Here is a 23,177-nt window from a genome sequence, read left to right on the forward strand (position 1 = left end):
CCTAACGCCCGCCGCCCCCACCCTGGAAAGGACACCGCATGGCCGTTCCCCCGCAGGCCCGAACCGTCTCCGACGTCGGCGAGGCCGGCACCATCGCCGCGATCAGGGCCGCGGCGCCGAGCGCGCTCAACGGTGACGACGCCGCCGTGCTCGCCGCGGCCGCGCCGAACGCGCGCCAGGTGTGCACGACGGACATCCTCGTCGAGGGCCAGCACTTCTCCCTCGACTGGTCGACGCCCGGGGAGGTCGGCACGAAGGCGGTCACCCAGAACTTCGCCGACATCCAGGCGATGGGCGCGCGTCCGACGGCCGTGCTCATGTCCCTCGCGGTGCCCGGGGAGACGCCCGTCGACGTCGTCCGCGGCATCGCCCGCGGCATCGGCACGGCGGCGTCCCCGTGGGCGGCGGAACTCGTCGGCGGGGACGTCGTCCGGTCGACGCAGCTCATCATCTCCCTCACCGCGCTCGGCGTGCTCGCCGGGCCGGACCCCGCGCTCACCATCGACGGGGCGGCACCGGGGCACACCGTCATCGCTTCCGGGCCGCTCGGGCACTCCGCCGCCGGGCTGGCGCTCCTGCGGCACTTCGGCCGGCGGGACCGGGTGCCGGACGACGAGATCCTCCAGCGGCTCGTGCAGTGGCACTGCGCCCCGACGCTCACCGTCGGCCGGGGCTCCGTCGCCCGGGCGACGGGGGCCAGCTCCATGACCGACAACTCGGACGGGCTCATCCGGGACGTCACGACGCTCGCCGAACGCTCCGGGGTCATCATCGACCTCGACAGCGCCGCCATCGAACCCGACGCCGACCTGCGGCACGCCGCCGAGGTTCTCGAACTCGACCCGTGGACGTGGGTGCTCGGCGGCGGGGAGGACCACACCCTCATCGGCACGACGGCCTTCCAGCCCTCGGCCGGGTACCGGACGATCGGCCGCGCGCTGCGCGTCCCGGACACCGACCCGAACGTCGACGACGGCGTCGAGCAGCACGTGCTCGTCGACGGCGCGGTGCCGGCCGTGACGACGGGGTGGTCGTCGCTGTGACGGGGCAGGACGCAGTGGGCGGTGGCGTGGGCCGTGGAGTGGGCGGCGGCGTGGGCGAGGCAGCGAACGGTGCCGCCGAGGGTGCAGCGAACGGTGCGGCCGAGGGGGCAGCGAACGGTGCGACGGGGGACACCACGGGCCGTGACGGAGCGGGTGCCGCGGCGAAGCTGGCCGGGACCATCCTCGCGACGATCCACCCGTCGTGGCGCGCGGAACTCGACGGCGTGCCGGTCGAGGAGGCGGCCGAGGCGACCGCGCGTCGCATCCTCGGCGGCGAACACGTCCTCCCCGCGCCGGAGAACATCTTCCGGGCCCTGTCCATCCCGGCGCCGGCGACGCGGGTGCTCATCGTCGGACAGGACCCGTACCCGACCCCGGGCCACGCCGTCGGGCTGAGTTTCTCCGCGACGCCGGACACCCGGCCGATCCCGAAGTCCCTCGTGAACATCCACCGGGAGTACGCCGACGACCTCGGGCTGCCACGCCCCGACACCGCCGACCTCACACCGTGGCACCGGCAGGGGGTCATGCTGCTCAACCGGGTGCTCACCGTCACCGCCGGGGCGCCGAACAGTCACCGGGGCACCGGGTGGGAGGCCGTCACCGAGGCGGTCGTCCGCCACCTCGCGGAGCGGCCGATGGCCGCGATCCTCTGGGGACGGCCCGCGCAGACCCTCGCCCCGCTCATCGGCCCGGACCGGTGCGTGATGTCGCCCCACCCGTCGCCGCTCGCCGCCCACCGTGGCTTCTTCGGGTCGCGGCCGTTCAGCCGCGCGAACGAGATTCTCCGCGGGCAGGGTGTCGACCCGGTCGACTGGGCACTCACGCCCGGGGTCGACGGCACCTCTCCGCGGCAGCAACGGTGACGCGGTGGGATCGCTAAGGTGACAGGCATGGAATCAGAGCGTCCGACCGGTGGGTACGACGATGCGGCGGACCCCCGTGCGGGCGCGGGTGCTGTGAGCGGTGCGGGGGCGGGCGCCGGCGATGTCGTCGTCCGGTGGGCCCGGCGGGCGGCACGGGACCTCGAGCACCGGAAGGACGAGATCAACCGGCTGAACGTGTTCCCCATCCCCGACTCTGACACCGGGGCGAACCTCTCCGCGACGATGGCTGCGGCGGTCGACGCGCTCGCCGGGACTGGTGCGGGTACCGGGGAGGGTGGTGGCGCCGGGGCTCGTGCCGGGGCCGACGCCGATGCCGGTCCGGGCTCTGGGGCGGGTGTTCGTGCCGGGTCCGGGGCGGGCACCGGGGAAGGCGCCGGAGCCGGGGAGACCGTTGATGCCGGGGGCGGTACGGGCACCGGGGGCGGTACGGGGCAGGGCCCTGATGTCGCGGTGGTGACCGCGGCGCTCGCCGGCGGGGCGGTCCGCGGTGCACGAGGAAACTCCGGGACCGTGCTCGGCCAGGTGCTGCGCGCACTCGCGGACGTGGCGTCGACGGGCGAACTCGGCGCCGGGTCGCTGGCGCGGATCATGACCACAGCGGTGCGCTACGTCACCGAGGCGCTGTCCACGCCGGTCGAGGGCACGGCCCTGACGGTCCTGCGGGCGGCGGCCGACGCCGCCACCGACGCCCGCGGTCCCGCTGTCGACGTCGCCCGTGCCGCGGCCGACGCGGCCCGCGCCGCACTCGCGCGGACACCCGACCTCCTGCCCGTCCTGCGGGAGGCGGGGGTGGTCGACGCCGGCGGCCGGGGATTCGTCGTGCTGCTCGACGCGCTCGTCGAGACCCTCGGCGGTGACGGTGACGGTCGTGGCGGTGCCGGTGGTGAGGGCGGTGACCGGGGTGCCGGTGCCGGCGGTGCCGGCCTCGGAGGTGCCGGCGGGGCGGCGTCGGACGGGGACACACCCGGTGGAGCTGCCGGTGCCGGATCAGCGGGCGCTCCCGTCGGCGGCCCGACCCGTGACGACGCCCACGCGGACGCCCACGCCCACGCCGACGCTCCCGCCGGCGCCGAGCTCGAGGTGATGTTCCACTTCCGCGGGGAGACCGCCGCCGCCCTCGACGACCTCCGCCGGATGATGGACGGGCGCGGACACAGCGTCGTCCTCGGACGGGACACCGCGACCTCCGCGACCGTGCACGTCCACACCGGCGACGCCGGCCCCCTCATCGAGGACGCGTTCGCCCTCGGCACCGTCAGTGACCTGCGGATCGAGGCCCTGCCGTCCACGTCACCGACCTCCCGGCGCCACCCCGGCCCCGGTGCCGGACTGCTCGCCCTCGTGCCGGCGGGCCCGCTGCGCGACGTCTTCGCCGAGGCCGGGGCCGAGACCGACGCGGACGCCGAACTCGGGGAGCGGTGCGTCGTCCTCACCAACGGCCGGGACGCGACACCGGTGATCGACCACCTCGAAGCGGACCGTCGGCAGTTCTCCGTCATCGACACCGAGTGCTACGTCGGCGGACTCGCCGCACTCGCCGTCCACGACGCCACCAACGACTGGCAGGACGACGTCGAGGACATGGCCGACGCCGTCGCCAGCCAGCGGTGGACCAGCATCTCCTGCGACGGTGACGGGGCCGGGGTCGACGCCGGCACGCTCGTTCGGCGGATCCGGGACCTCCTGGAATCCGGCGGCGAGCTGGTCACCCTCCTGTACACGTCCGCGGTCCCCGCCGAGACCCTCGCCGACGTGCACCGCGCCCTGGCCGAGGACGCGCCGGGGGTGGAGATCCACGCGTACCGGGCCGACGGGATGGAGTGCGCCGTGCAGATCGGCGTGGAGTGACCGTGAGCGGCAGGGTGGCGAGCGGTGGGACGGTGAGCGGCAGGGCGGCGGGCGCGGTGCCGGCGGACGGCAGGGCAGTGAGAGACAGCGTGAACGTGAGAGACAGGACGCGACGACAGGATGTCAATGCTTGGATGGGATGACCCACGGCCCCTATCGCTGGTGACCACGCCCGACCGCGCACGGTCACTCGCCGGACGCCCCGGGCTGAAGACCATGGGCGACGCGCTGCTCAACTTCCCCCGGCGCTACGTCCACGCCGGATCCGCCGGCGCGATGGAGACGATGGTCGTCGGCGACCGCTACACCTGCATCGGGGACGTCCTCGCCGTCAGGGAACGGGACAACACGAGCATGCGCGGGCCCCGCACCCTCTTCACGTTCACGATCACCGACGGGTCCGTGCGCATCGAGGCGACGCTCTTCGGCAACCCCCGGATGCACCGCGCCGTCATCACCCCGGGCGCGCGGCTCATGGTCTCCGGGACACTCGGGGTGTTCCGCGACCGGTGGCAGCTGAAGAACCCGAGCTACCTCACCGTCGACCCCGGTACCGGTGAATTCGGGGCGTTCGGGCCGCTGAAGACGCTCGTCGACATCGCCGGGAGCCGGGAGGAGGCCGCGCGGATCCTCGGCACCCCCTGGCTGCCGACCTACCCCCGCCGGACAGGGACGACGTCCGTGGAGGTGCTCGGCGTCATGGACGGCGTGCTCGCCCAGATGGGCCGGCCCTCCGACATGCTGCCGGCCCACCGGGACGCGCCCGCCTGGCCGGAGGTCGGGGGCACGCCGCTCATCGGCTTCGCCGACGCCCTCCACGACATCCACCGGCCACCCGAGGCCGGGCCCGCCGCCGCGACGACCCGGCTGAAGTTCAACGAGGCACTCGGCCTCCAGCTCGTCATGGCGCTCCGCCGTGCCGACGCGGAGTCCCGGACCGCCCGGCGGATCCCCGCGCCGGGGACGGCGGCGGAGAACGCGCCGGGGGAGTCGGCCGACGGTGCCCGCCCCGGCGGCAGGCCCGACGACGCCCGGCACCACGACACGGTCCGGGCGGCCCTCCCGTTCACGCTCAGCCCCGGGCAGGTCGACGTGCTCGAACGCATCGAGTCGGCGATGGACTCCGACCAGCCGATGAGCATGCTGCTCCAGGGTGACGTCGGGTCAGGTAAGACGGTCGTGGCCCTGCTCGCCATGCTCCGCGCCGTCGACGCCGGCTTCCAGTGCGCCTTCCTCGCCCCGACCGAGGTGCTCGCCGCCCAGCACGCCAGGACCCTCACCCGCTTCCTCGACGACGCCGGCGAGACAGGCGTCGGGGTGACCCTCCTCACCGGTTCCCAGTCGACGGCGGCCCGGAAGGCAGCGCTGCTCGACATCGTGTCGGGACAGACGTCGATCGTCGTCGGCACCCACGCGATCATCCAGGACGCCGTCGAGTTCTACGACCTGGGGCTCGTCGTCGTCGACGAACAACACCGCTTCGGCGTCCGTCAGCGCGACCGGCTGCGCGAGTCCGCGCCCGTCGACCGCACCCCGCACGTGCTCGTCATGACCGCGACACCGATCCCGCGCACCGTGGCGATGACCATGTTCGGTGACCTGACATCCTGCACCCTCGAAGGGCGCCCGCACGGCACCGGCAGGACGTCCACGTCCGTGGTCCCCGCCTGGAAGCCCACGTGGGTCGCGCGGGCGTTCGAACGGATCAGGGAGGAGGTCGGCGCAGGCCACCGCGCCTTCGTCGTCGCCCCGAGGATCGAGGCGGAGGGCGGGGTCGAGGACGTCGCGGCGACCCTCTCCGCCGGCCCCCTGCGCGGGCTGCGGACGGCGGTGCTGCACGGTCGGATGCGGCCCGAGGAGAAGGACGAGGCGATGGCCGCGATGGTCTCCGGTGACATCGACGTGCTCGTGGCGACGACGGTCGTCGAGGTCGGGGTCGACATCCCGGAGGCCACGGTCATGCTCGTCCTCGACGCCGAGAACTTCGGGGTCAGCCAGCTCCACCAGCTCCGGGGACGCGTGGGTCGGGGCAGTGCCGACGCCGTGTGCCTCCTCCACACCGAACAACCGGAGGATTCCCCGGCGTTCCGACGCCTCCTCGCCGTGGCCGGCACCACCGACGGCTTCGAACTGGCGGAACTCGACCTCCAGGCGCGCACGGAGGGTGACGTCCTCGGCGAGGAACAGTCCGGTGCCGCCGCTCGGCGCGTCCGGCTGCTCGACCTCACCACCGACGAGGACATCATCCGCGAAGCGCGGCGCTACGCCAACGACCTCGTCGCCTACGACGAACCCCTCGCGCGGGCACTGGTGGCCGACATCGAGACGGAGGACCAGGAGTTCATCGAGCGGTCGTGACGGGGTGGTGCGGTCGTGACGGGGTGGTGCGGTCGTGGTGGGTGGTGTGGCTGTGGGGCTGGTGTGGCCGCGGGAGTGGCCGGTGTGACGGCGAGGCGCAGGGCGTGGGCGGTTCAGTCGCGGTGATCGAAGTCCCGGGTGTCGCACTCCCCGGCGTCGCACTGTCCGGCGTCTCCGGCGACCTGGTGCCTGGTCCTGGTGCCCGGTGCCCGCCGGTTCAGTCGCGGGTGTCGCAGGTCCCGGCGTCGCACTCTCCGGCGTCGCGTCTGCGGGGCGGGGCGGCGGGGGTTTCGGCCGTGCCACCGCGGTGCAGCGACCCGGTCCGGCGCAGTCGCGACGCGGGGTGATCCCACATGTCAGGGTGGTGGTTGACCCGGGGGCGGCGACGTGGATCGACGGTCCGGGGCGGAACCCAGGTCACCTTCTCCTCCCGTGTGCCTGGACAGGCGCAGGCGTCATTCTGTCGCGTCGACGGGCAGGCGTCCTCCTGTCGTGGACAGGCGCAGGCGTCCTGGTGCCCCGGGTACGGCCAGGTGCCTCCCTCCGGTGGGGTCGGGGGATCGGTCGGCGGGGGACCAGCCGGGATGTCGCCCGGGGCCCCGGACCGTGGATGCGCGGGGCGAGGGGCGGTCTGGTCCCCGGCACTGTCCGGGCGCAGGGTGAACCAGCGGTTCGGGTTCGTGCGGGTGTCGTCGACCCGGGCGTGGGTCGAGGTATCGGTGAACGTGAGGTTGTCGATGTCGGTGTCGCCACCGTGGTTCCAGCCGTCGATGTGGTGCATCGCGCATCTCGCCGCACACGCCGACGACCCCGGGGCGGTGGACATCCCCTCCTCGCCGAGCAGTGCGAGGTACTGGTCGAGGGAGCCGAGTCGTCGCGACCGGCCGAGCCAGAGACTTCTCCCCTGGAAGTCGAGGACCTGCAGATACAGGTCCGTCGCGAGTGTCGACTCGATGAGACTGCCGACCGTCAGCCGGTCACCCGTGTCCGTGATCCCGGTGCCGGTGCGTGCGAGGAGTTCCTCGAGCGTCGTGACCGCGACGATGGTCGTGGTTCCCCGGCGGGGCCGCACCGGCGTGCCGGGGAACACCGGCAGGCACTCGGCGTCAGGGCGGGGGTTGCACGAGGGGCAGACCCCGCAGCGGCCGTCGGGGCAGGGGTCCTGCGGTGCGGCGGTGGCCGAGCCCTGCGGTGCGGCGGTGCCCGGCCCCTGCGGTGCTGCCGAGCCCTGCGGTGCGGCGGTGGCCGGGTCCTGCGGTGCGGCGGTGGCCGGGTTCTGCGTTGCGGCGGTGCCCGGCCCCTGCGGTGCGTCCGGGTTCTGCGGTGCGGCGGCGGCCGGGCGCTGCCGGTCGACCGTGTCCTGCCCAGCGGGCACCGGGCGGCTGTAGGACGACGCCAGCGCGGCGGAGAGGGCGTCGTGGTACCGCTGCCCGGGCGTACGCCGGTCGACGGCGGTGTCGGGCAACAGGTCACCACTGTTACCGAGGTCGCACAGCACCCGCCGGAGCATCGCGGCGAGCTCGGGCGTCACGAGGCCGCTGAGGCGGGACATGCCGTCGAACCCCTGCTTCCCGAGGGAGAGCGTGCGCCTCCGCGCGCGGTCCTCGTCGGTGTACGGGTCGTCGATGCCGCACAGGGCGCGGAGCCGCGGACCGAGCCCGTGGAACGCCGCAGGCCCGTGGGACCGGGCGAGGTCGGCCAGCGGCGCGTCGCAGGCCTCGGTGAGCCGTGCGTGGAGGGTCCGGGGGAGGCGGTCGATGGCCCGGTGGACGGCGGCCACGCTGTCGGTGCTCACGGCCCCGTCCCGGCAGGCGTCGCGGAGGGCGGGCATGTGGCGTCGGTCGGGACGGCCGTCCCGACGCACGGGGGCGTCGTGAACCCTGTTGGCGGCGTCGACCCTCGCCTTCGCCTCCGGAACAGTGAGGTGGAAGGCCCTGGCGAGGTAGTTCGCCCGGCGGCCGACGCTCACCGGCAGGTCGTCCTCGTGCGCCCGGAGGAAGTCCGCGTCCATGAGGATCATCGAGTTCCGTGCGCGCTGACACCGCCCGTAGAGGTCCTCCCGCTCCTCGGCGGAGAGCAGCCCCCACACGTCGCTGCCGGCCCCGGTGAGCGCCGCGGTGGCCTCCACCAGCGCGGACACGGCGGAGCGGAGGTCGTCCGCGGACATCCGCGGAGCGTGCCCCTCCGTGGTCCCGAGCGTCATGGTCGCCCCCCTTCATGCCCCTACATGGTCGTCGTCCCCGCGGACAGCCGGTGCGACGCCGGCCCCGCGGACAGCCGGTGCGATGCGGTACCGCGCCCGTCACCCCGCGCCGGGCCGCCCCCGGACGTGGAACGTCCGTTCGACCTGGCCGCCGGTGACGTGGGCGATCCCCCCGATATCCTGCGTTGACCTCGACTCTACAGGTGCAGCACCCATCGCGCAAGACCCGTATTCGATCATGTGGACAGGGGCCCCGGTGCTCATCCGGTGGGGGTCGACGCCGCCGGGTGCGTGCGGCGCGGTCGGCAGGTCGGGAGGGTTCGACGGCGCGGGGCGGGCCCGTTTCAGCCCCGTGAGGTGCCGCGCGGTCGGCAGGTCGGGAGGGTTCGACGGCGCGAGGTGGGCCCGTTCCGGCCCCGTCGGGCGCGGCGCGGTGGGTGGTCCCGTACCCGCCCGACGGTCGGTGTCCGGGGTGCCCGGTACACTGCCCGCATGGACATCTGTGCTCCTTTCGCCGGGATCGCCCGGTTCCGCGTCGCGGACGGTCAGGACGTCGCGCCGGGGGACGTGCTCGTCATCGTCGAGGCCGTGAAGCTGGAGGCTCCGGTCCTGGCGCCGGGGCCCGGGACGGTCCGGCGCACGGTCACGGGGGACTTCGTCGACGTCGAGGGTGGCGACGTCCTCCTTCAGGTGGTGCCGCGATGACCCGCATCATCTCCGGCACCGCACGCGGCCGCTCGATCCGCGTCCCCGCGAGCGGGACCCGCCCCACCGCCGACCGCGCGCGGGAGGGGTTGTTCTCCTCGCTCCAGGTCAGGTTCGGTTTTCACGACGCTGTGGTCCTCGATCTCTTCGCCGGCTCGGGGGCGCTCGGCCTCGAGGCGGCGTCACGGGGGGCCGCGGAGGTCACGCTCGTCGACAGTTCGCGCCGGGCCGTCGAGGTCATCCGGTCGAACGCCGGTGTCGTGGGGCACCCGGCGGTGCGGGTGGTCGAGACGAAGGCGTCGACCTTCGTGGCCTCCGCGCCGCGGGGGCACTTCTCCATGGTGCTCGCGGACCCGCCGTACGACCTCGACGACGAGGCGGTCAACGACATGGTGACGGCGCTGGTGTCACTGTTGGTGGAGGGCGCGGTGGTCGTCGTCGAACGTCACTCGTCCTCGCCGGAGGTCGCCTGGCCGGAGGGGTTCCGGCGCACGACCCAGAAGCTGAAGAAGCGCACCTACGGCATCGCCCGGTTCGACATGGCCGTGTGGGACCCGGACGGGGTCGGGGAGGCCTGAGCGTCGGGGCGGGGGCCGTCGGTACGGGGGCCTGAGCGCGGGGGCAGGGGCCGTCGGTACGGAGGCCTGAGCGTGGGGGCGGGGGCCGTCGGTACGGGGGCCTGTGCTCGGGGGTGGGGGCCTGTCCGACGGCTGTGCGGCCGCAGCGCGGGACCCGGCGCAGTGGGCGCGGTCCGGTGGCCGCGGCGCGTAGACTCGGGCACCGTCCGTGTGCGCCGGCCGCCGCCGGACCCGATGGAATCCACAGGAATCGTGAGTAGGAGCCGCCCCATGCGCGTCGTCTGTCCCGGGTCCTTCGACCCCGTCACCAACGGTCACCTCGACATCATCACCCGCGCCGCGGCGACATGGGACGAGGTCACCGTGCTCGTCACGTACAACCCGAACAAGAACGGACTGTTCACCGCGGAGGAGCGCGCCGACCTCATCCGGCGGTCGTTGGCCGACCACGTGGGCTCCGGCGGCGTGACCGTGGACGGTGCTGCCGGGAACAGCACAGCCGGGGACGGCGCCGGCGCGACGCCCGCCGCTCCACGGGGCAGGATCACGGTCGACACGTGGGACCGGCTGCTCGTCGACTACCTCACCGAACACGGCGTGACGGCGATGGTCAAGGGGCTCCGGAGCTCCCTCGACTACGAGTACGAGCTCCCCATGGCCCAGATGAACCGGCGTCTCTCCGGGGCGGACACCTACTTCCTCTTCACCAACCCCCGCTACGGCTACGTGTCGTCCACGCTGTGCAAGGAGGTCGCCCGCTACGGCGGCGACGTCACCGGGTTGCTCCCGGAGCCGGTCGTCGAGGCGGTCACGCGGAAGTTCGCCGCCGGCAGCTGACGTTCCCCCGGTCGCCGGCCCCCGCCGGCGGCTGACAGTGACAGCCGCCGCGAGCGTGTCTTTTCGGCACGTCACGCCCGTGTCGTGTCATGCTGGGGGCCATGTACAAGACATTCCAGGGTATTGACGATCTCCAGCAGATGGTCGAGCAGGCCTACGGCGTGCCCATGACCAGCAACTGCATGGTCCCGCGGCGCGAGGTCCAGGATATCCTGGATGAGATCCGCAACGCGATCCCGATCGAGATGGACGACGCGCAGGACGTGCTCGACCACCGCGACACGGTCATCGCCGACGCGCAGGACCGCGCCGACCAGCTCGTCGCGGACGCCGAGGCGGAGCGGGACTCCATCCTCGAGGAGGCCCGCGCCCGGGCCGAGAGCATGGTCCGCGACGCAGAGGAGCGGGCGAACACCACGGTCGCCCGCGCCGAGGACGAGGCCGACCGCCTCGTCGCCGACGCACGCCACGAGTACGACGAGACCACCGCCCGGGCCGCCGCCGAGGCCGACCGCCTCGTCGCCGCGGGCAACGACTCCTACCAGCGCGCGGTCGACGAGGGCCGGGCGGAGCAGGAGCGGCTGGTCAGCCAGTCGGAGGTCGTGCGCAGTGCGGACGCCGAGGCACGGAGGATCGTCGAGTCCGCCCACGCCGACTCCGACCGCCTCCGCAAGGAGTGCGACGTCTACGTCGACTCCACCCTCGCCCAGTTCGAGGACTCCCTCACGGCGACGCTCCGCACCGTCGGCCGGGACCGGGCGGCGCTGCGGAAGGGGGCCGGGGCGAGCGGGTACCGTCCGACCCGCCCGGAGCGGGACCGCGACGGGGGCGTCGCGGCGGACCGTGACCCGCACGAGCTGCGGGACCCGCGCGACTACCGTGATTCGCGGTCGTAGCCGTCGCGCGGGTAGAAACGTGGTGTGATGAACAATCCCTTCGTGATCGACGTGCGTGAGGTTCTCCGCCACCCCGGGGCACCTGAGGACACCTCGACCCGCGGGCCTGCACCGGTCCGGGTCGGCGGCGAGATGCTCGGCATCGAGGAGGGCCGTGAGATCGAGGTCCGTGCCACCCTCGTCAACCTCGGTGACGCGGTGATGGTGGACGCCACCGTCCACGGCGGGGCGACCGGGCGGTGCTCCCGGTGCCTCAACGAGCTGGAGGACGAGCTGTCCATCGCGGTCCACGAGGTCTTCGGCATCACCGAGGGGTTCATCGGGGGGGACGAGGCCGAGGACGGTGAGGAGCCGCCGATGGTCGAGGACGACCGGGTGGACATCACCCAGGGCGTCGTCGACGAGGTCGGGCTCACCGTGCCGTTCAGCCCAGTTTGCCCGGACTTCGGGCGGGAGTGCAGCGACGACACCCCGGCCCCCGACGGCATCTCGGAGGAGCAGGAGGAGGCCCCCGACCCGCGCTGGGCGGCGCTCGCCGAGAAGTTCGGCGACGGTGAGCCGGACGGGGAGGACTGACCGATGGGCCGTAAGCGCAGGCTGACCGGGGAGAAGGCGCTCGACGCCGCGTACTCCCGGACCGACCACGCCCCGCTGCTCGAGTCCTGGGGGGTGACGCTGTCCGACGACATCCTCCGGCTCGCGCTCACCCACCGGTCGTTCGCCAACGAGAACGGGAACCTCCCGAACAACGAGCGCCTCGAGTTCCTCGGGGACGCCGTGCTCGGCGTGTGCGTCGCCGAGCAGCTGTACACCCAGTTCCCGGACCGGTCGGAGTCGGACATCTCGAAGATGCGGTCGGGGGTCGTCAACATGTACGCCCTCGCCGACGTGGCCCGCGAGCTGGACATGGGCCGGTACATCCTCCTCGGGCGCGGGGAGATGCTCACGGGCGGCGAGGACAAGCACTCGATCCTCGCGGACACGGTCGAGGCGATGCTCGGGGCGATCTACCTGGAGCTCGGGTTCCCGGTCGCCCGGGGGACGGTGCTGCGGATCTTCTCGGAGCGGATCACCCGCGCGCCGTCGGTCGGCCTGACGATGGACTGGAAGACGGTGCTGCTGGAGAACCTGTCGGGCCGTCACCTGGGGGAGCCGGTCTACGAGACCGCCGTCGAGGGGCCGGCGCACGACCAGACCTTCAGCGCCACCGTCACGGTCGGCGACCGGGTCATGGGCTCCGGGACCGGCCACACGAAGAAGGAGGCCGAGCACCACGCCGCCCGCGAGGCCGTCGCGTCGATCGAGGCGACGGGTGCATGACCGCCCGCGGGGACGCCGGGGCTGACCGGTCCGGGGGTCAGGCCGTGAGTGTCCGGGCCGGGGGTCAGGCCGGGGGCCGCGGTGCCTGAGCTGCCCGAGGTCGAGGTGGTCCGGCGGGGGCTCGAGCGGCACCTCACCGGCGGGGTCGTCACCGCGGTCGAGCTGCTCCACCCCCGCGCGGTCCGCGGGCAGGAGGGGGGTGGCGCCGCGCTCGTCGACGCACTCGAGGGCGCCCGGATCGCGTCCGTCTCCCGCCGCGGGAAGTTCCTGTGGCTCACCCTCGCCGACGGGTCGCGGCCGGTCACGGCCCCGGTCACGGGGGACGACGCCGCCCTCGCGCCGGCGGTCGACGCGGCGCCGGGGCCGTCGGACGCCACCCGGCACCTCGTCGTCCACCTCGGCATGAGCGGGCAGATGCTCGTCGGGCCGCCGGGGCGGGTCCGGTCGCCGCACGCGAGGATCCGGACACGTCTCGTCGTCCCCGCCCCCGCCCCCGCCCCCGGCCCGGACGCGGCCCCCGGCCTGAACGCACCGGTCGTCCCCGCCCCCGGCCCGGCCGCACCGGTCGTCCCCGGTCCAGGCCCGGACGCGACCGCCGGGCACGAGACGGAGCTGACCTTCGTCGACCAGCGCACCTTCGGCCGGTGGGAGGTCGTCACCGGCGACCCGGTGCCCCACATCGCCCGCGACCCGCTCGACCCGGAGCTCGACGTCGCGGCCCTCGCGCGCCGCATCCGCACGCGCCGGTCGGAGATCAAGCGCGTGCTGCTCGACCAGACGGTCGTGTCCGGCATCGGCAACATCTACGCCGACGAGGCCCTGTGGGCCGCGCGCGTCATGCCCTTCCGCCGGGCGTCGTCGATGCGTCAGCGCGACGTCGTCACCCTCCTGGGCGAGGCGAAGGCCGTCATGGAGCGCGCCCTCGCGGCCGGCGGGACGAGTTTCGACGCCCTCTACGTCGACGTCGAGGGGGCGAGCGGGTACTTCGCGCGGTCCCTCGCCGTGTACGGGCGTGAGGGGCTGCCGTGTCCACGGTGCGGGACGCCGGTCACACGGATCCCGTGGGCCGGCCGATCGACACATCTGTGCAGGACGTGCCAGGTTCTCTGACGTCCACATGGTGACACACACCGCTCCGGGAGTTCATGGAGGGCCAGATCACCGGCTAAGATGCCGCGCATGGATACAGTGGCGTCTTTTCTCGCGGACCCGGTCAACTACTGGTACTGGTGGGTTGTCGCGGCTCTGCTCCTCATCGCGGGCATCGCGTTCGGGGTGATGACCGGGGCGGTGCAGATCCGGCTCATCCCGGAGATGTTCCGCACCGTCAAGGAGACGCCGGGGGAGGACGCGGACAGCAACCAGATCTCGGCGTTCAAGGCCTTCACGATCTCCGCCGCGTCCCGCGTCGGCACGGGCAACGTCGCGGGCGTCGCCGTCGCCATCACGACCGGCGGCCCGGGCGCGGTGTTCTGGATGTGGCTCATCGCCCTCGTCGGCGGGGCGACGTCGTTCGTCGAGTCCACCCTCGCCCAGCTGTGGAAGGAACGCGACACGGAGAACCGCGCCTACCGCGGCGGGCCCGCCTACTACATGACGAAGGGGCTCAACGCCCGCTGGCTGGCCGTCCTCTTCGGCATCGCCATCACCCTCACCTACGGGTTCGTCTACAACGCCGTGCAGACGAACTCCATCGTCGAGGCGTTCAGCGTCTCCTTCGGCAGTGACGCGATGTCGACCCGCCTCATCATCGGCGCGGTCATCGCCGCGGTGACCGCCGTCGTCATCTTCGGCGGCATCCAGCGGATCGCCAACGTCACCCAGGTCATCGTGCCGTTCATGGCCGGGGCGTACATCATCATCGGCGCCGTCGTCGTCGCCATGAACATCTCCGCCGTGCCGGACATGATCAGCCTCATCGTCGGCCACGCCCTCGGCTTCCGGGAGGTCACCGGGGCGACGCTCGGTGTCGCGATCCAGCAGGGCATCCGGCGCGGCCTGTTCTCCAACGAGGCCGGGCAGGGCTCCGCCCCGAACGCCGCCGCCACCGCGTCGGTGTCCCACCCCGTGAAGCAGGGCCTGGTGCAGACCCTCGGCGTGTACTTCGACACGCTCGTCGTCTGCTCGATCACGGCCTTCATCATCCTGCTGTCCCACCCGAGCTTCGGGGAGGGTGTGGAGTCCTCCGCGCTGACCCAGCGGGCCCTCGCCAGCGAGGTCGGGGCGTGGGGGACGCACGCGATCACGTTCATCCTGTTCTTCCTGGCGTTCAGCTCCGTGATCGGCAACTACTACCTCGCCCAGTCCAACATCGAGTACTTCACCCGGAACCGGGGTGTCCTCGCCGGGTTCCGCGTGCTCGTCGTCCTGTGCGTCTTCGCCGGGGCCGTGGGGACCGTGCCGCTGGTGTGGAACCTCGCGGACACCTTCGCCGCGACGATGGTCGTGCTCAACCTCATCGCCATCATCCCGCTGAGCCGGGTGGCCGTGCGCCTGCTGCGCAACTACATGGAGCAGCGGCGCGAGGGCAAGGACCCGGTGTTCCACCGCAGCATGATGCCGGACATCCCGAACGTCGAGTGCTGGGGGCCCGCCGACCCGGAGATCCGGGAGGGGGTCCGGCCCTCGTGAGGGACGATCTCGCGGGGGACGACCGCGTGGGGGATGCTCTCGCGGGGGACGACCTCGTGGGGGACGACGACGCCCACCGCGCCGGCGACGGCACCGGCGACGGCACCGCCGGCGCGGCCGGGGCGGGGGAGGACGCCGTGCGGCTGACCGCGTGGGTCCACGGCGACGTCCAGGGCGTCGGCTTCCGGTGGGCGACCCGCGTCCGGGCGCTCGAGCTCGGCCTCGTGGGGTACGCGCGGAACTACGCCGACGGGCGCGTCCTCGTCACCGCGGAGGGCCCGGGCGAGGCGGTCGAGGCCCTCCGGGCGTGGCTGCGGTCCGCGGGGACGCCGGGCACGGTGACGACCGTCGTCGACTCCCTCAGCGCGGCACGCGGCGGGTACAGTGGCTTCGACCGGCGCTGACCGGCGCTGACCGGTACAGACCGGTACAGACCCCCGCGCTGACCGGTCCAGACCGGCACAGACCGGTACAGACCCCCGCGCTGACCGGCCCCGACGAGCCCGGACCGGCACCGGAGACGACCCCCGAGACCACACGGAGAAAGCCCAGCACCATGCACCTGAAGTCGCTGACACTCAAGGGCTTCAAGTCCTTCGCGTCGGCGACGACGCTCGCGCTGGAACCCGGCATCTGCGCCGTCGTCGGCCCGAACGGGTCGGGGAAGTCCAACGTCGTCGACGCCCTCGCGTGGGTCATGGGCGAACAGGGCGCCAAGACCCTGCGCGGCGGCAAGATGGAGGACGTCATCTTCGCCGGGGCGGGCGACCGCAAGCCGCTCGGGCGGGCCGAGGTCACGCTGACGATCGACAACTCCGACGGGGCGCTGCCGATCGAGTACTCCGAGGTCTCGGTCACCCGGCGGATGTACCGCGACGGGGCGAGCGAGTACGAGATCAACGGGGCGAAGGCCCGCCTCATGGACATCCAGGAGCTCCTCAGCGACTCCGGCATCGGGCGGGAGATGCACGTCATCGTCGGGCAGGGGCGGCTCGCGCAGATCCTCGAGTCCCGGCCCGAGGAACGCCGCGCGTTCATCGAGGAGGCCGCCGGCGTGCTCAAACACCGGCGTCGCCGCGAGAAGGCCCAGCGCAAGCTCACCTCGATGCAGGGCAACCTCGACCGGCTCCACGACCTCACCGACGAACTCCGCACGCAGCTCAAGCCCCTCGCCCGGCAGGCGGAGGCCGCCCAGCGTGCCGCGACGGTGCAGGCCCGTATCCGGGAGGCGCGGCTCACCCTCGCGGCGGACACCGTCTGCGAACTCTCGGAGGAGCTGTCCTCGACGGAGTCCCGGGCGGCGGCGCTGGCCGAACGGCTGTCCGGGCTCACGGCCACCGTCGAGGAGCAGACCGAGGAGCTCACGGTCATGGAGGAGGAGCTCCGGCAGGCCCTCGAGGCCGCCGAGGCCGCCCGGTCGCTCTGGTACCGGCTGTCCTCCGTCGCGGAGCGCAACGCCGCGACGATCCGCATCGCCGCCGACCGCGCGGACGACCACGGTGCGGAGGCGGCGTGGAGCGGGCCCGACCCGGCGGAGCTGCTCGCCCGGGCGGAGCGCCTCGACGAGGAGCAGCTGCGGCTCGACGAGGAGGTCGAGATCGCCTCCGAGCGGCTCGACGCGGTGCGGGAGGACGTCGCCGAACGGGACGAGGCCGCCCGTGCCGCGGAGAAGGAGCACCTCGCCCGGGTGCGGGCGGTCGCCGACCGGCGGGAGGGGCTCGTCCGGCTCCTCGCGAGCCAGGAGTCGGCCGAGGCCCGGCGGACGTCCCTCGAGGCCGAGGTCGGGCGGCTCACCCAGACCGTGGAGGAGCAGCAGGCCGCCGCCGCCCGGGCGCAGGCCGAGGCGGAGGAGGCCCGGGGGGAGGCCGACGCCGTCGACGGCGAGGGCGACGGGCTCGCCACGGCCGGGGAACGCGCCGAGGAGGAGAGCCGCGCCGCCGACGCGCGCGTCGCCGAACTCCGGGCGGAGGAGCGGGACATCGAACGCACCGTCGCGTCCCTCACCGCCCGCATCGACACGTGGGAGGACCAGCTCCGGCCCCGCGACGGCGGGGACGTCGCCGCCCGGGCCGCCACGGCCCTCGACCTCGGGGAGCTCAGCCCGCTCGCCGGGGCGGTCACCGCCCACGCCGGGTGGGAGCGTGCCCTGTCCGCCGTGCTCGCCGCCGGTGCCGACGGGCTCGCCGGGTCCGTCGACCCGCGCGTCCTCGCGGCCCTCGAGGAGGCCGACGCCGGGCGCGCGCTGCTGCTCGACCGGCGGGAGGCGGCCGGGTGGCGGCTCGACGCCGAGGTCCCGGACGGTGCCCGCTGGCTCCTCGACCTCGTCGACGCCCCCGACGACCTGCGGTTCGCCGTCGCCTCGCTGCTCGTCGACGTCGTCGCGGTCGACGGTGTGGAGGCGGCGCGGGACGTCGTCGAGAATGACCCCCGCCTCCGGGCCGTGACCCGCACGGGGACCGTCGTCGGCGCGGGGTGGGCGGCCGCCGGGTCCGGGGGCACGACGCCGGTGGAGCTCGCCGGGAAGGTCGCCGCCGCGCGGGGGGAGAGGGACGACGCCGTGAACCGCCTCAGCGACCTCCAGGCCGGCATCGGGGCGGCCGAGGAGACGGCGGCGGAACGCCGGACCGCGGCCGCCGCCGCCCGGGCCGCCGCCCGCGAGCACCGCGGCCGCGTCGAGGCGGCCACCCGGCGCGCGACCGCGACCGCGCGGACCGCCGAGGAGACCGCGCGGCAGCTCCGACGGGCGCGGGACCAGCGGGACGACGCGGAACGCCGGCTCGCCGAGGTCGTGCAGGAGTGCGACGACGTCGCGGACCGCCTCGCCCGCGTCGACGACGACGGGCACGAGGAGGAGCCGTCGACGGACGAGCGCGACCGCGCCGCCGCCGCGCTCACCGAGGCCCGGGCGATGGAGATGGAGGCCCGGCTGGCGCTGCGCACCGCCGAGGAGCGGGCCGGGGCCGGGCGCGGCCGGGCCGACGGGCTGCGCCGGCAGGCCCGGCAGGAGCAGGCGGCGCGGGAACAGTTCGAACGCTCCGTCGCCCGGCGGCGGGCGGCCCGGGAGGTCGCGGCGGCGGTCCACGCGGAGGCGCAGCGCGTCGACGCCCGGATCCGTGACGCCCTCGACCGGGCGGAGCGGCAGCGCACGATCACCGGCGAGTCCCACACCCGGTGGCAGAGTTCCCTGTCCCGGAAGAAGGACGAGGTCAACGCGCTGACGACCCAGCTGGGGCGGCTCAACGACACCGTCCACGAGGTGGAGCTCGCGCGCAGCCAGGCGCAGCTCAAGCTCGAGCAGGCCCTGGAACAGGCGATGGAGCAGCTCGGCATGAACGCCACCGAACTCGCCGCGGCGGCGCCCGAGGGGCCGGTCGACCGGACCGCGACGCGCAAGGAGCTCGCCGCGGCGGAGAAGGACCTCCGGTCCCTCGGCAAGGTCAACCCGCTGGCGCTCGAGGAGTACGCGGCGCTCGAGGAACGCTACCGGTTCCTCGCCGAGCAGCTCGACGACGTCGAACGGGCCCGGGCCGACCTCGAGGGCGTGATCCGGGACGTCGACGACACGATCCTCCAGCTCTTCACCGACGCGTGGCGGGACGTCGAGGCGGAGTTCCCCACGGTGTTCGCCACGTTGTTTCCCGGCGGTGCCGGGCGCCTCGTGCTCACCGACCCGGACGACATGCTCACGACCGGCATCGAGGTCGAGGCCCGCCCGCCGGGGAAGAAGGTCAAGCGGCTCACGCTGCTCTCCGGCGGGGAGAAGTCCCTCACCGCGCTGGCGATGCTCGTCGCGATCTTCCGGGCCCGGCCCAGCCCGTTCTACGTCATGGACGAGGTCGAGGCGGCCCTCGACGACGTCAACCTCCGCCGGCTCATCGCCCTGTTCGAGGAACTGCGCAAGGACAGCCAGCTCATCGTCATCACCCACCAGAAGCCGACGATGGACGTGGCGAACGTCCTCTACGGCGTGACGATGCGCGGCGACGGCGTCACCCGGGTCATCTCGCAGCGCATGAACCCGGCGGGGGCGGTGTCCTGACCTCCATCTAGGATGGTGGCGCACCTCTGACGGTCCGGCCCCGGACCGGGGGGACCCCACCAGCGGGCACCGGGTGCCACCGGACCCACCTCTGACCGAGAAGGACTATGACCGCACAGAGCCCCATCGCTGACCTGAACGACACGCTGCTGGCCTGGGCCTCCAGTACCGAGGCCCGGCTCGCGGGCCTGCTCCGCGAGGTCGAGGTCTTCGTCGACCTCGACATCTCGGGTGACGACGTCGAACGACTCACCACCTTCTACGGGACGTTCCTCTCGCGCCAGATCGCGGCCGGGGGGTCGGAGGAGGCGCTCATCGAGGCGTGCCCGGCGCTCACCGCGACGACGCTCATCGCCCGCGCCGCCCGGCTGAACCAGGTCGGGGAGCTCGGGCGGGAGTACTGGGCCGGGCTCGGGCTCGAGCCGGACGCGCGCCGCACCGGGCTGCTCGACTACCGGGCCACCCTCGTCGCCGCCGGGCTCGACCCGATGGACGCGGTCGCCGACGGCCCGGACGGGGAGATCGGCAGGCTCTTCGCCCACGTGGGCATCGCGTCGGACTGGCAGCCGGAACTCATCGAGCTCATCGACTCCCGCCGGGGGACCGACGACGAACTCCCCGACCCGGCCGACGAGGCCCGGGCGGTCGTCGCGGCCCTGTCCGGCGGGGACCGCCAGGCCGGGCCCCTCGCCACCGTGCTGCCCGACCTGGCCGTCCGGCTCATCACCCCGCTCGTCGAGATCGTCCGCTTCGCCGCGGCCCACCCGGTGACCTGGCGGGCGACGCTGCCGGACACGGGGCTGCCCCGGCTCATCGTCGAGGACGTCGTGGAGGAGCTGCGGGAACGGCCCGTCGGCACGGTCGAGCGCCGGCACACCGTCGGCGTGGCGAACCGTGAGGAGAACCCGCGCCTCGCCGTGGACCTCCGCCGGCAACGCGTCGTCCTGCGCCTGCCCGAGCAGCCCCTGTCGGACGAGCCCGGGGCCGAGGTCCGGTGGCGCGTCGACCTCGACGGCGAACCGCACGCCTTCCGGACCGGGCGCGGCGAGGGGCACGCCGAGACGGTGACGGAGGTCCTGGACATCCCCGTCCGGCGCCCGCTGCGGGAGATCGCCGTCGCGGACACGACCCACGGCCAGTCGTGGACGATTCCGGTGGTCGACGACGAGGACCCGGTGCTCGTGTTCACCCGGCGGGGGGCGGACCTCACCGGGCGCTCCACCCTCCACCACTCGGACGTGGAGGTCGTGTGCCCGGCGGACGCGACGGTGACGGACCCCGTCCGGGACCGTGACGTGCCCGTCATCGCCGAGCGCCCGCTGAAGAACTGGGACGGGTGGGTCATCCGCCACGTCGACCTCCGCGACGCGTTGTCGCTGCACGTGGGGCGTCCGGGCGACAACCGCCCGCCGATGTCGGGGGTGCGGGCGGTCGACCCGCGCCAGCGGGTGCGGTTCGACGAGCCGGGTGAGCCGGTCCCGTTCCTGGAGTCGGCCGGCGGGCTGCCGATCCACGCGGCGAGCCTCCAGGCCGTGTTCCCCCCGACGGTGTCCGGTGACGCGGAGATCTGGTTCCTGTCCGTCAGCGCCTTCGCCGGCCCCGGCCGGGTCGGGGAGGACGTGTCGGAGGAGGAGCCGCTGGAGGTCCCGGCCGGGGGCGGGGTGTTCGACGTCCTCGACCCGGAGGCCTACGACAGCCCGTGGGTCGGCGAGTACCTCGTCCGCCTCCGCGGGCCGCGGAACGAGTCCTTCCGGCACGAGTACGCCGTCGTCGAGGGGCTGACCCTCGAGACGGAGGTCGAGGGGCCGGGCAGCGGCACCCGGATCCCGGTCGTCGGCGGGCTGAGCCCGGTGACGGTGCGGCTGCGGCCGGGGGAGAAGCCCTTCGAGCCGGTGCCCCCGGTCGTCCTCGACCGGGGGACGCAGTTCACGACGGTGGTCGTCGAGACCGAGGCGGGTGACGCCCTGCCGGTCGTCGTCGACCCGGCCCGGCTGCGCTACCAGCTCACCCTCCTCGGGGAGGACCCGATGTGGCGCACCGAGCACCTGGAGACCAGCGCGGCGTTCATCAACTGCGGCACCCGCTTCCGGGTGCGGCCGGGGTGCCCGATCGGCGACCCCCGGTTCGTCGTCCGTGACCGGCACGGTGCCCCCGTGCGGACCCTGCGGCTGACGACGGTCGACGACGTCACGTGGTGGGTGGATCTCGCCCCCGTCGCGGCGTCCCTCCCGCAGCTCACCCAGGGCAGCTGCGAGCTGGAGTACATCGACGGCGACCGCCGGGTGAGTGTCCGCCTCGTCACCCTGCGCCCGCGGACCACGTGGGACGTCGAGCTCGACGGGGACCGGGTGCGGGTCACCCCGGCGATGCCGGGGGTCGACGCGTGGGTGTGGCCGGTGACGGCGCCGTGGCAGTCGGCGACGACCGTGCCCCTCACCGTCGACGGGGCGGGCGCGGTCGGCCGGCTCCCCGCGACGCTCGTCGACGCGGGCGACCTCCGCGTGCAGGTGTTCCACCGGGACCGGTTCAACGACCTCCGGGCCCCCGTCTCGCCGGGGCCGCAGGCGCGGACCGTGACCGCCCCGGGGTACGTCGACGTCGACGACGGTGGGCCGTGGGCGCAGTTGTCCGCGTTCCTCGCCGGGGAGCGCACGGAGGTCCCGAGCCACCCGGACGTCCTGCCCACGTTGTGGGACGTCCAGGCCGGGTGGCTGACGGATAGCGCCGCCGGCCTGGGTGCGGGGCCGGAGGCCGGTGCCGCGCAGGGTGCGGCGGCCGGGAGCGGTGCCGCGCAGGGTGCGGCGCAGGGTGCGGCGACGGGGACCGGTGAGGGCACCGCGGGCAGCCGCACGACGGGCGAGGCGACGCGGGCGGCCCTCACCGCCGCCCCGCGCGCGTCGGTGCACGCGATGGCGAAGTCGCTCGTCCCCGCCGAGGACCGGCCGGCGCAGTTCATCCTGTCCGGCCTCGTCCACTCCTCGTTCCGTCCGCGCCCGGGTGAGCCGACGCAGACCGACGTCGCCCCGGCACCGTGGATCGCGGCCCTCGAGATCCTCGGCCAGCTCGCCGCGACGGACGACGACGACCGCGCGGGGATGCGCGAGCGGCTCCGCGACCTCACCGCCGTCGCGGGGGCGCGGCTCGCCGAGACCGTGGAGTCCGGCCGGGACGCGACGCTGGAGAGCGCGTGCATCGACAGCACGACCGTGCAGATCGCGCGGATGGACCCGGCCCAGCAGGAGGCCGTCCTCGAGACGTTCTTCGCCGGCTCCGGCGTCGTCCCCGGCGCCCTGTCGGAGGACAACTCCCGCCTCATCGCCGTGTTCGGGACGTTCCGGGAACGAGAGCGGCTCGGGGAGGTCCTCGGGGACCCGACGCTCATGAAGATCGCGGTGTCCCTCCTGCGGCGGGTCAAGGGGGCGAACCGGCAGCTCTACGCCAGCGCCCGGGTGCGCTTCGACCGGCTCGACGGCGTCGACACGGACGACCCGGCCAACCGGTGGGCCCTCGCCCCGATGGTGAGCATGATCTTCGCGCTCGCCACCCGGCTGTACGCCCACGGGCGGCTGTCCTCCCTCGGGTCGGTCACGGCGGCGTACCCGGGGTGGGCGGAGATGGCCCGCCTCGTCCCCGACCTCGTGACGGGTGACCTGGTGTCCGCCGACGCGATGGTCACGGGCATCTTCGGGCCCGACGAGCCGGCCCCGGAGCCGGCCCCGGAGCCGGAGCCGGGGGAGGGGGACGACGACACCTCCCCGGCGGGCCCCGCGGAGGCGGGGACCGTCACCGGGTGACCGGGTCCCACCCGGGCTCCCCGGTTGTTGCGCGGCGG

The 23,177-nt window shown here is 74.1% G+C and carries 16 protein-coding genes; 15 read left to right on the plus strand and 1 reads right to left on the minus strand.

All coding sequences use genetic code 11. From position 1 onward, the window contains the following. The first annotated feature begins 38 nt into the window (after positions 1-38). From CBOVI_RS04320 to CBOVI_RS04335, 4 genes are all read left to right on the plus strand, one after another. Positions 39-1,043, plus strand: a complete 1,005-nt coding sequence (locus CBOVI_RS04320; protein WP_010264386.1) for a thiamine-phosphate kinase — start codon at positions 39-41, stop codon at positions 1,041-1,043. Between the two features lie 179 nt (positions 1,044-1,222). Next, on the plus strand, positions 1,223-1,909 hold the full coding sequence (locus CBOVI_RS04325; protein ID WP_373419188.1) for a uracil-DNA glycosylase: 687 nt from the start codon (positions 1,223-1,225) through the stop codon (positions 1,907-1,909). Between the two features lie 27 nt (positions 1,910-1,936). Beyond that, the gene (locus CBOVI_RS04330) at positions 1,937-3,778 is read left to right on the plus strand and encodes a DAK2 domain-containing protein (RefSeq protein ID WP_083825959.1); all 1,842 of its coding nucleotides are present in this window, start codon (positions 1,937-1,939) and stop codon (positions 3,776-3,778) included. Between the two features lie 126 nt (positions 3,779-3,904). Further along, positions 3,905-6,136: an ATP-dependent DNA helicase RecG gene (locus CBOVI_RS04335; protein WP_029157668.1), complete on the plus strand. Its 2,232-nt coding sequence runs from the start codon at positions 3,905-3,907 to the stop codon at positions 6,134-6,136. Between the two features lie 217 nt (positions 6,137-6,353). Here CBOVI_RS04335 and CBOVI_RS04340 read toward each other — a convergent pair whose 3' ends face one another. Next, on the minus strand, positions 6,354-8,339 hold the full coding sequence (locus CBOVI_RS04340; RefSeq protein WP_010264371.1) for a DUF222 domain-containing protein: 1,986 nt from the start codon (positions 8,337-8,339) through the stop codon (positions 6,354-6,356). Between the two features lie 492 nt (positions 8,340-8,831). Here CBOVI_RS04340 and CBOVI_RS04345 point away from each other — a divergent pair, with 492 nt between their 5' ends. The 11 genes from CBOVI_RS04345 to CBOVI_RS04395 all read left to right on the plus strand — a co-directional run bounded on the left by CBOVI_RS04345 (position 8,832) and on the right by CBOVI_RS04395 (position 23,139). Then, entirely contained in the window at positions 8,832-9,044 is a 213-nt protein-coding gene (locus CBOVI_RS04345; RefSeq protein ID WP_010264369.1) for a biotin/lipoyl-containing protein, read from the plus strand. Then, the gene (gene rsmD, locus CBOVI_RS04350) at positions 9,041-9,622 is read left to right on the plus strand and encodes a 16S rRNA (guanine(966)-N(2))-methyltransferase RsmD (RefSeq protein ID WP_010264365.1); all 582 of its coding nucleotides are present in this window, start codon (positions 9,041-9,043) and stop codon (positions 9,620-9,622) included. The genes CBOVI_RS04345 and rsmD overlap by 4 nt, the downstream gene beginning before the upstream one ends. A gap of 270 nt (positions 9,623-9,892) precedes the next feature. Further along, positions 9,893-10,459 (plus strand): pantetheine-phosphate adenylyltransferase, encoded by a 567-nt coding sequence (locus CBOVI_RS04355; RefSeq protein WP_010264361.1) that lies wholly within the window; start codon positions 9,893-9,895, stop codon positions 10,457-10,459. 101 nt (positions 10,460-10,560) lie between these two features. Further along, complete coding sequence (locus CBOVI_RS04360; RefSeq protein WP_083825961.1) at positions 10,561-11,355, plus strand: SPFH domain-containing protein; 795 nt, start codon at positions 10,561-10,563, stop codon at positions 11,353-11,355. Positions 11,356-11,382: 27 nt separating this feature from the next. After that, a complete protein-coding gene (locus CBOVI_RS04365; protein ID WP_010264357.1) occupies positions 11,383-11,931 on the plus strand; it encodes a YceD family protein in 549 nt (182 codons plus the stop codon). Between the two features lie 3 nt (positions 11,932-11,934). Continuing rightward, positions 11,935-12,675 (plus strand): ribonuclease III, encoded by a 741-nt coding sequence (gene rnc, locus CBOVI_RS04370; RefSeq protein ID WP_010264355.1) that lies wholly within the window; start codon positions 11,935-11,937, stop codon positions 12,673-12,675. A gap of 81 nt (positions 12,676-12,756) precedes the next feature. Then, positions 12,757-13,785, plus strand: coding sequence for an Fpg/Nei family DNA glycosylase (locus CBOVI_RS04375; RefSeq protein ID WP_010264353.1), 1,029 nt, complete (start codon positions 12,757-12,759; stop codon positions 13,783-13,785). 69 nt (positions 13,786-13,854) lie between these two features. Then, positions 13,855-15,306, plus strand: a complete 1,452-nt coding sequence (locus tag CBOVI_RS04380) for an alanine/glycine:cation symporter family protein (RefSeq protein WP_029157667.1) — start codon at positions 13,855-13,857, stop codon at positions 15,304-15,306. Positions 15,307-15,443: 137 nt separating this feature from the next. Continuing rightward, positions 15,444-15,710 carry an acylphosphatase gene (locus CBOVI_RS04385; protein WP_029157666.1) on the plus strand — a complete coding sequence of 89 codons (267 nt, stop codon included), beginning with the start codon at positions 15,444-15,446 and terminating at the stop codon, positions 15,708-15,710. 152 nt (positions 15,711-15,862) lie between these two features. Further along, a complete protein-coding gene (gene smc / locus CBOVI_RS04390) occupies positions 15,863-19,345 on the plus strand; it encodes a chromosome segregation protein SMC (protein ID WP_183273710.1) in 3,483 nt (1,160 codons plus the stop codon). Positions 19,346-19,452: 107 nt separating this feature from the next. Next, positions 19,453-23,139 (plus strand): hypothetical protein, encoded by a 3,687-nt coding sequence (locus CBOVI_RS04395; protein WP_125187083.1) that lies wholly within the window; start codon positions 19,453-19,455, stop codon positions 23,137-23,139. Positions 23,140-23,177 lie beyond the last annotated feature (38 nt).

Source organism: Corynebacterium bovis DSM 20582 = CIP 54.80 (genome assembly GCF_030408615.1).
Classification (GTDB): Bacteria; Actinomycetota; Actinomycetes; order Mycobacteriales; family Mycobacteriaceae; genus Corynebacterium; species Corynebacterium bovis.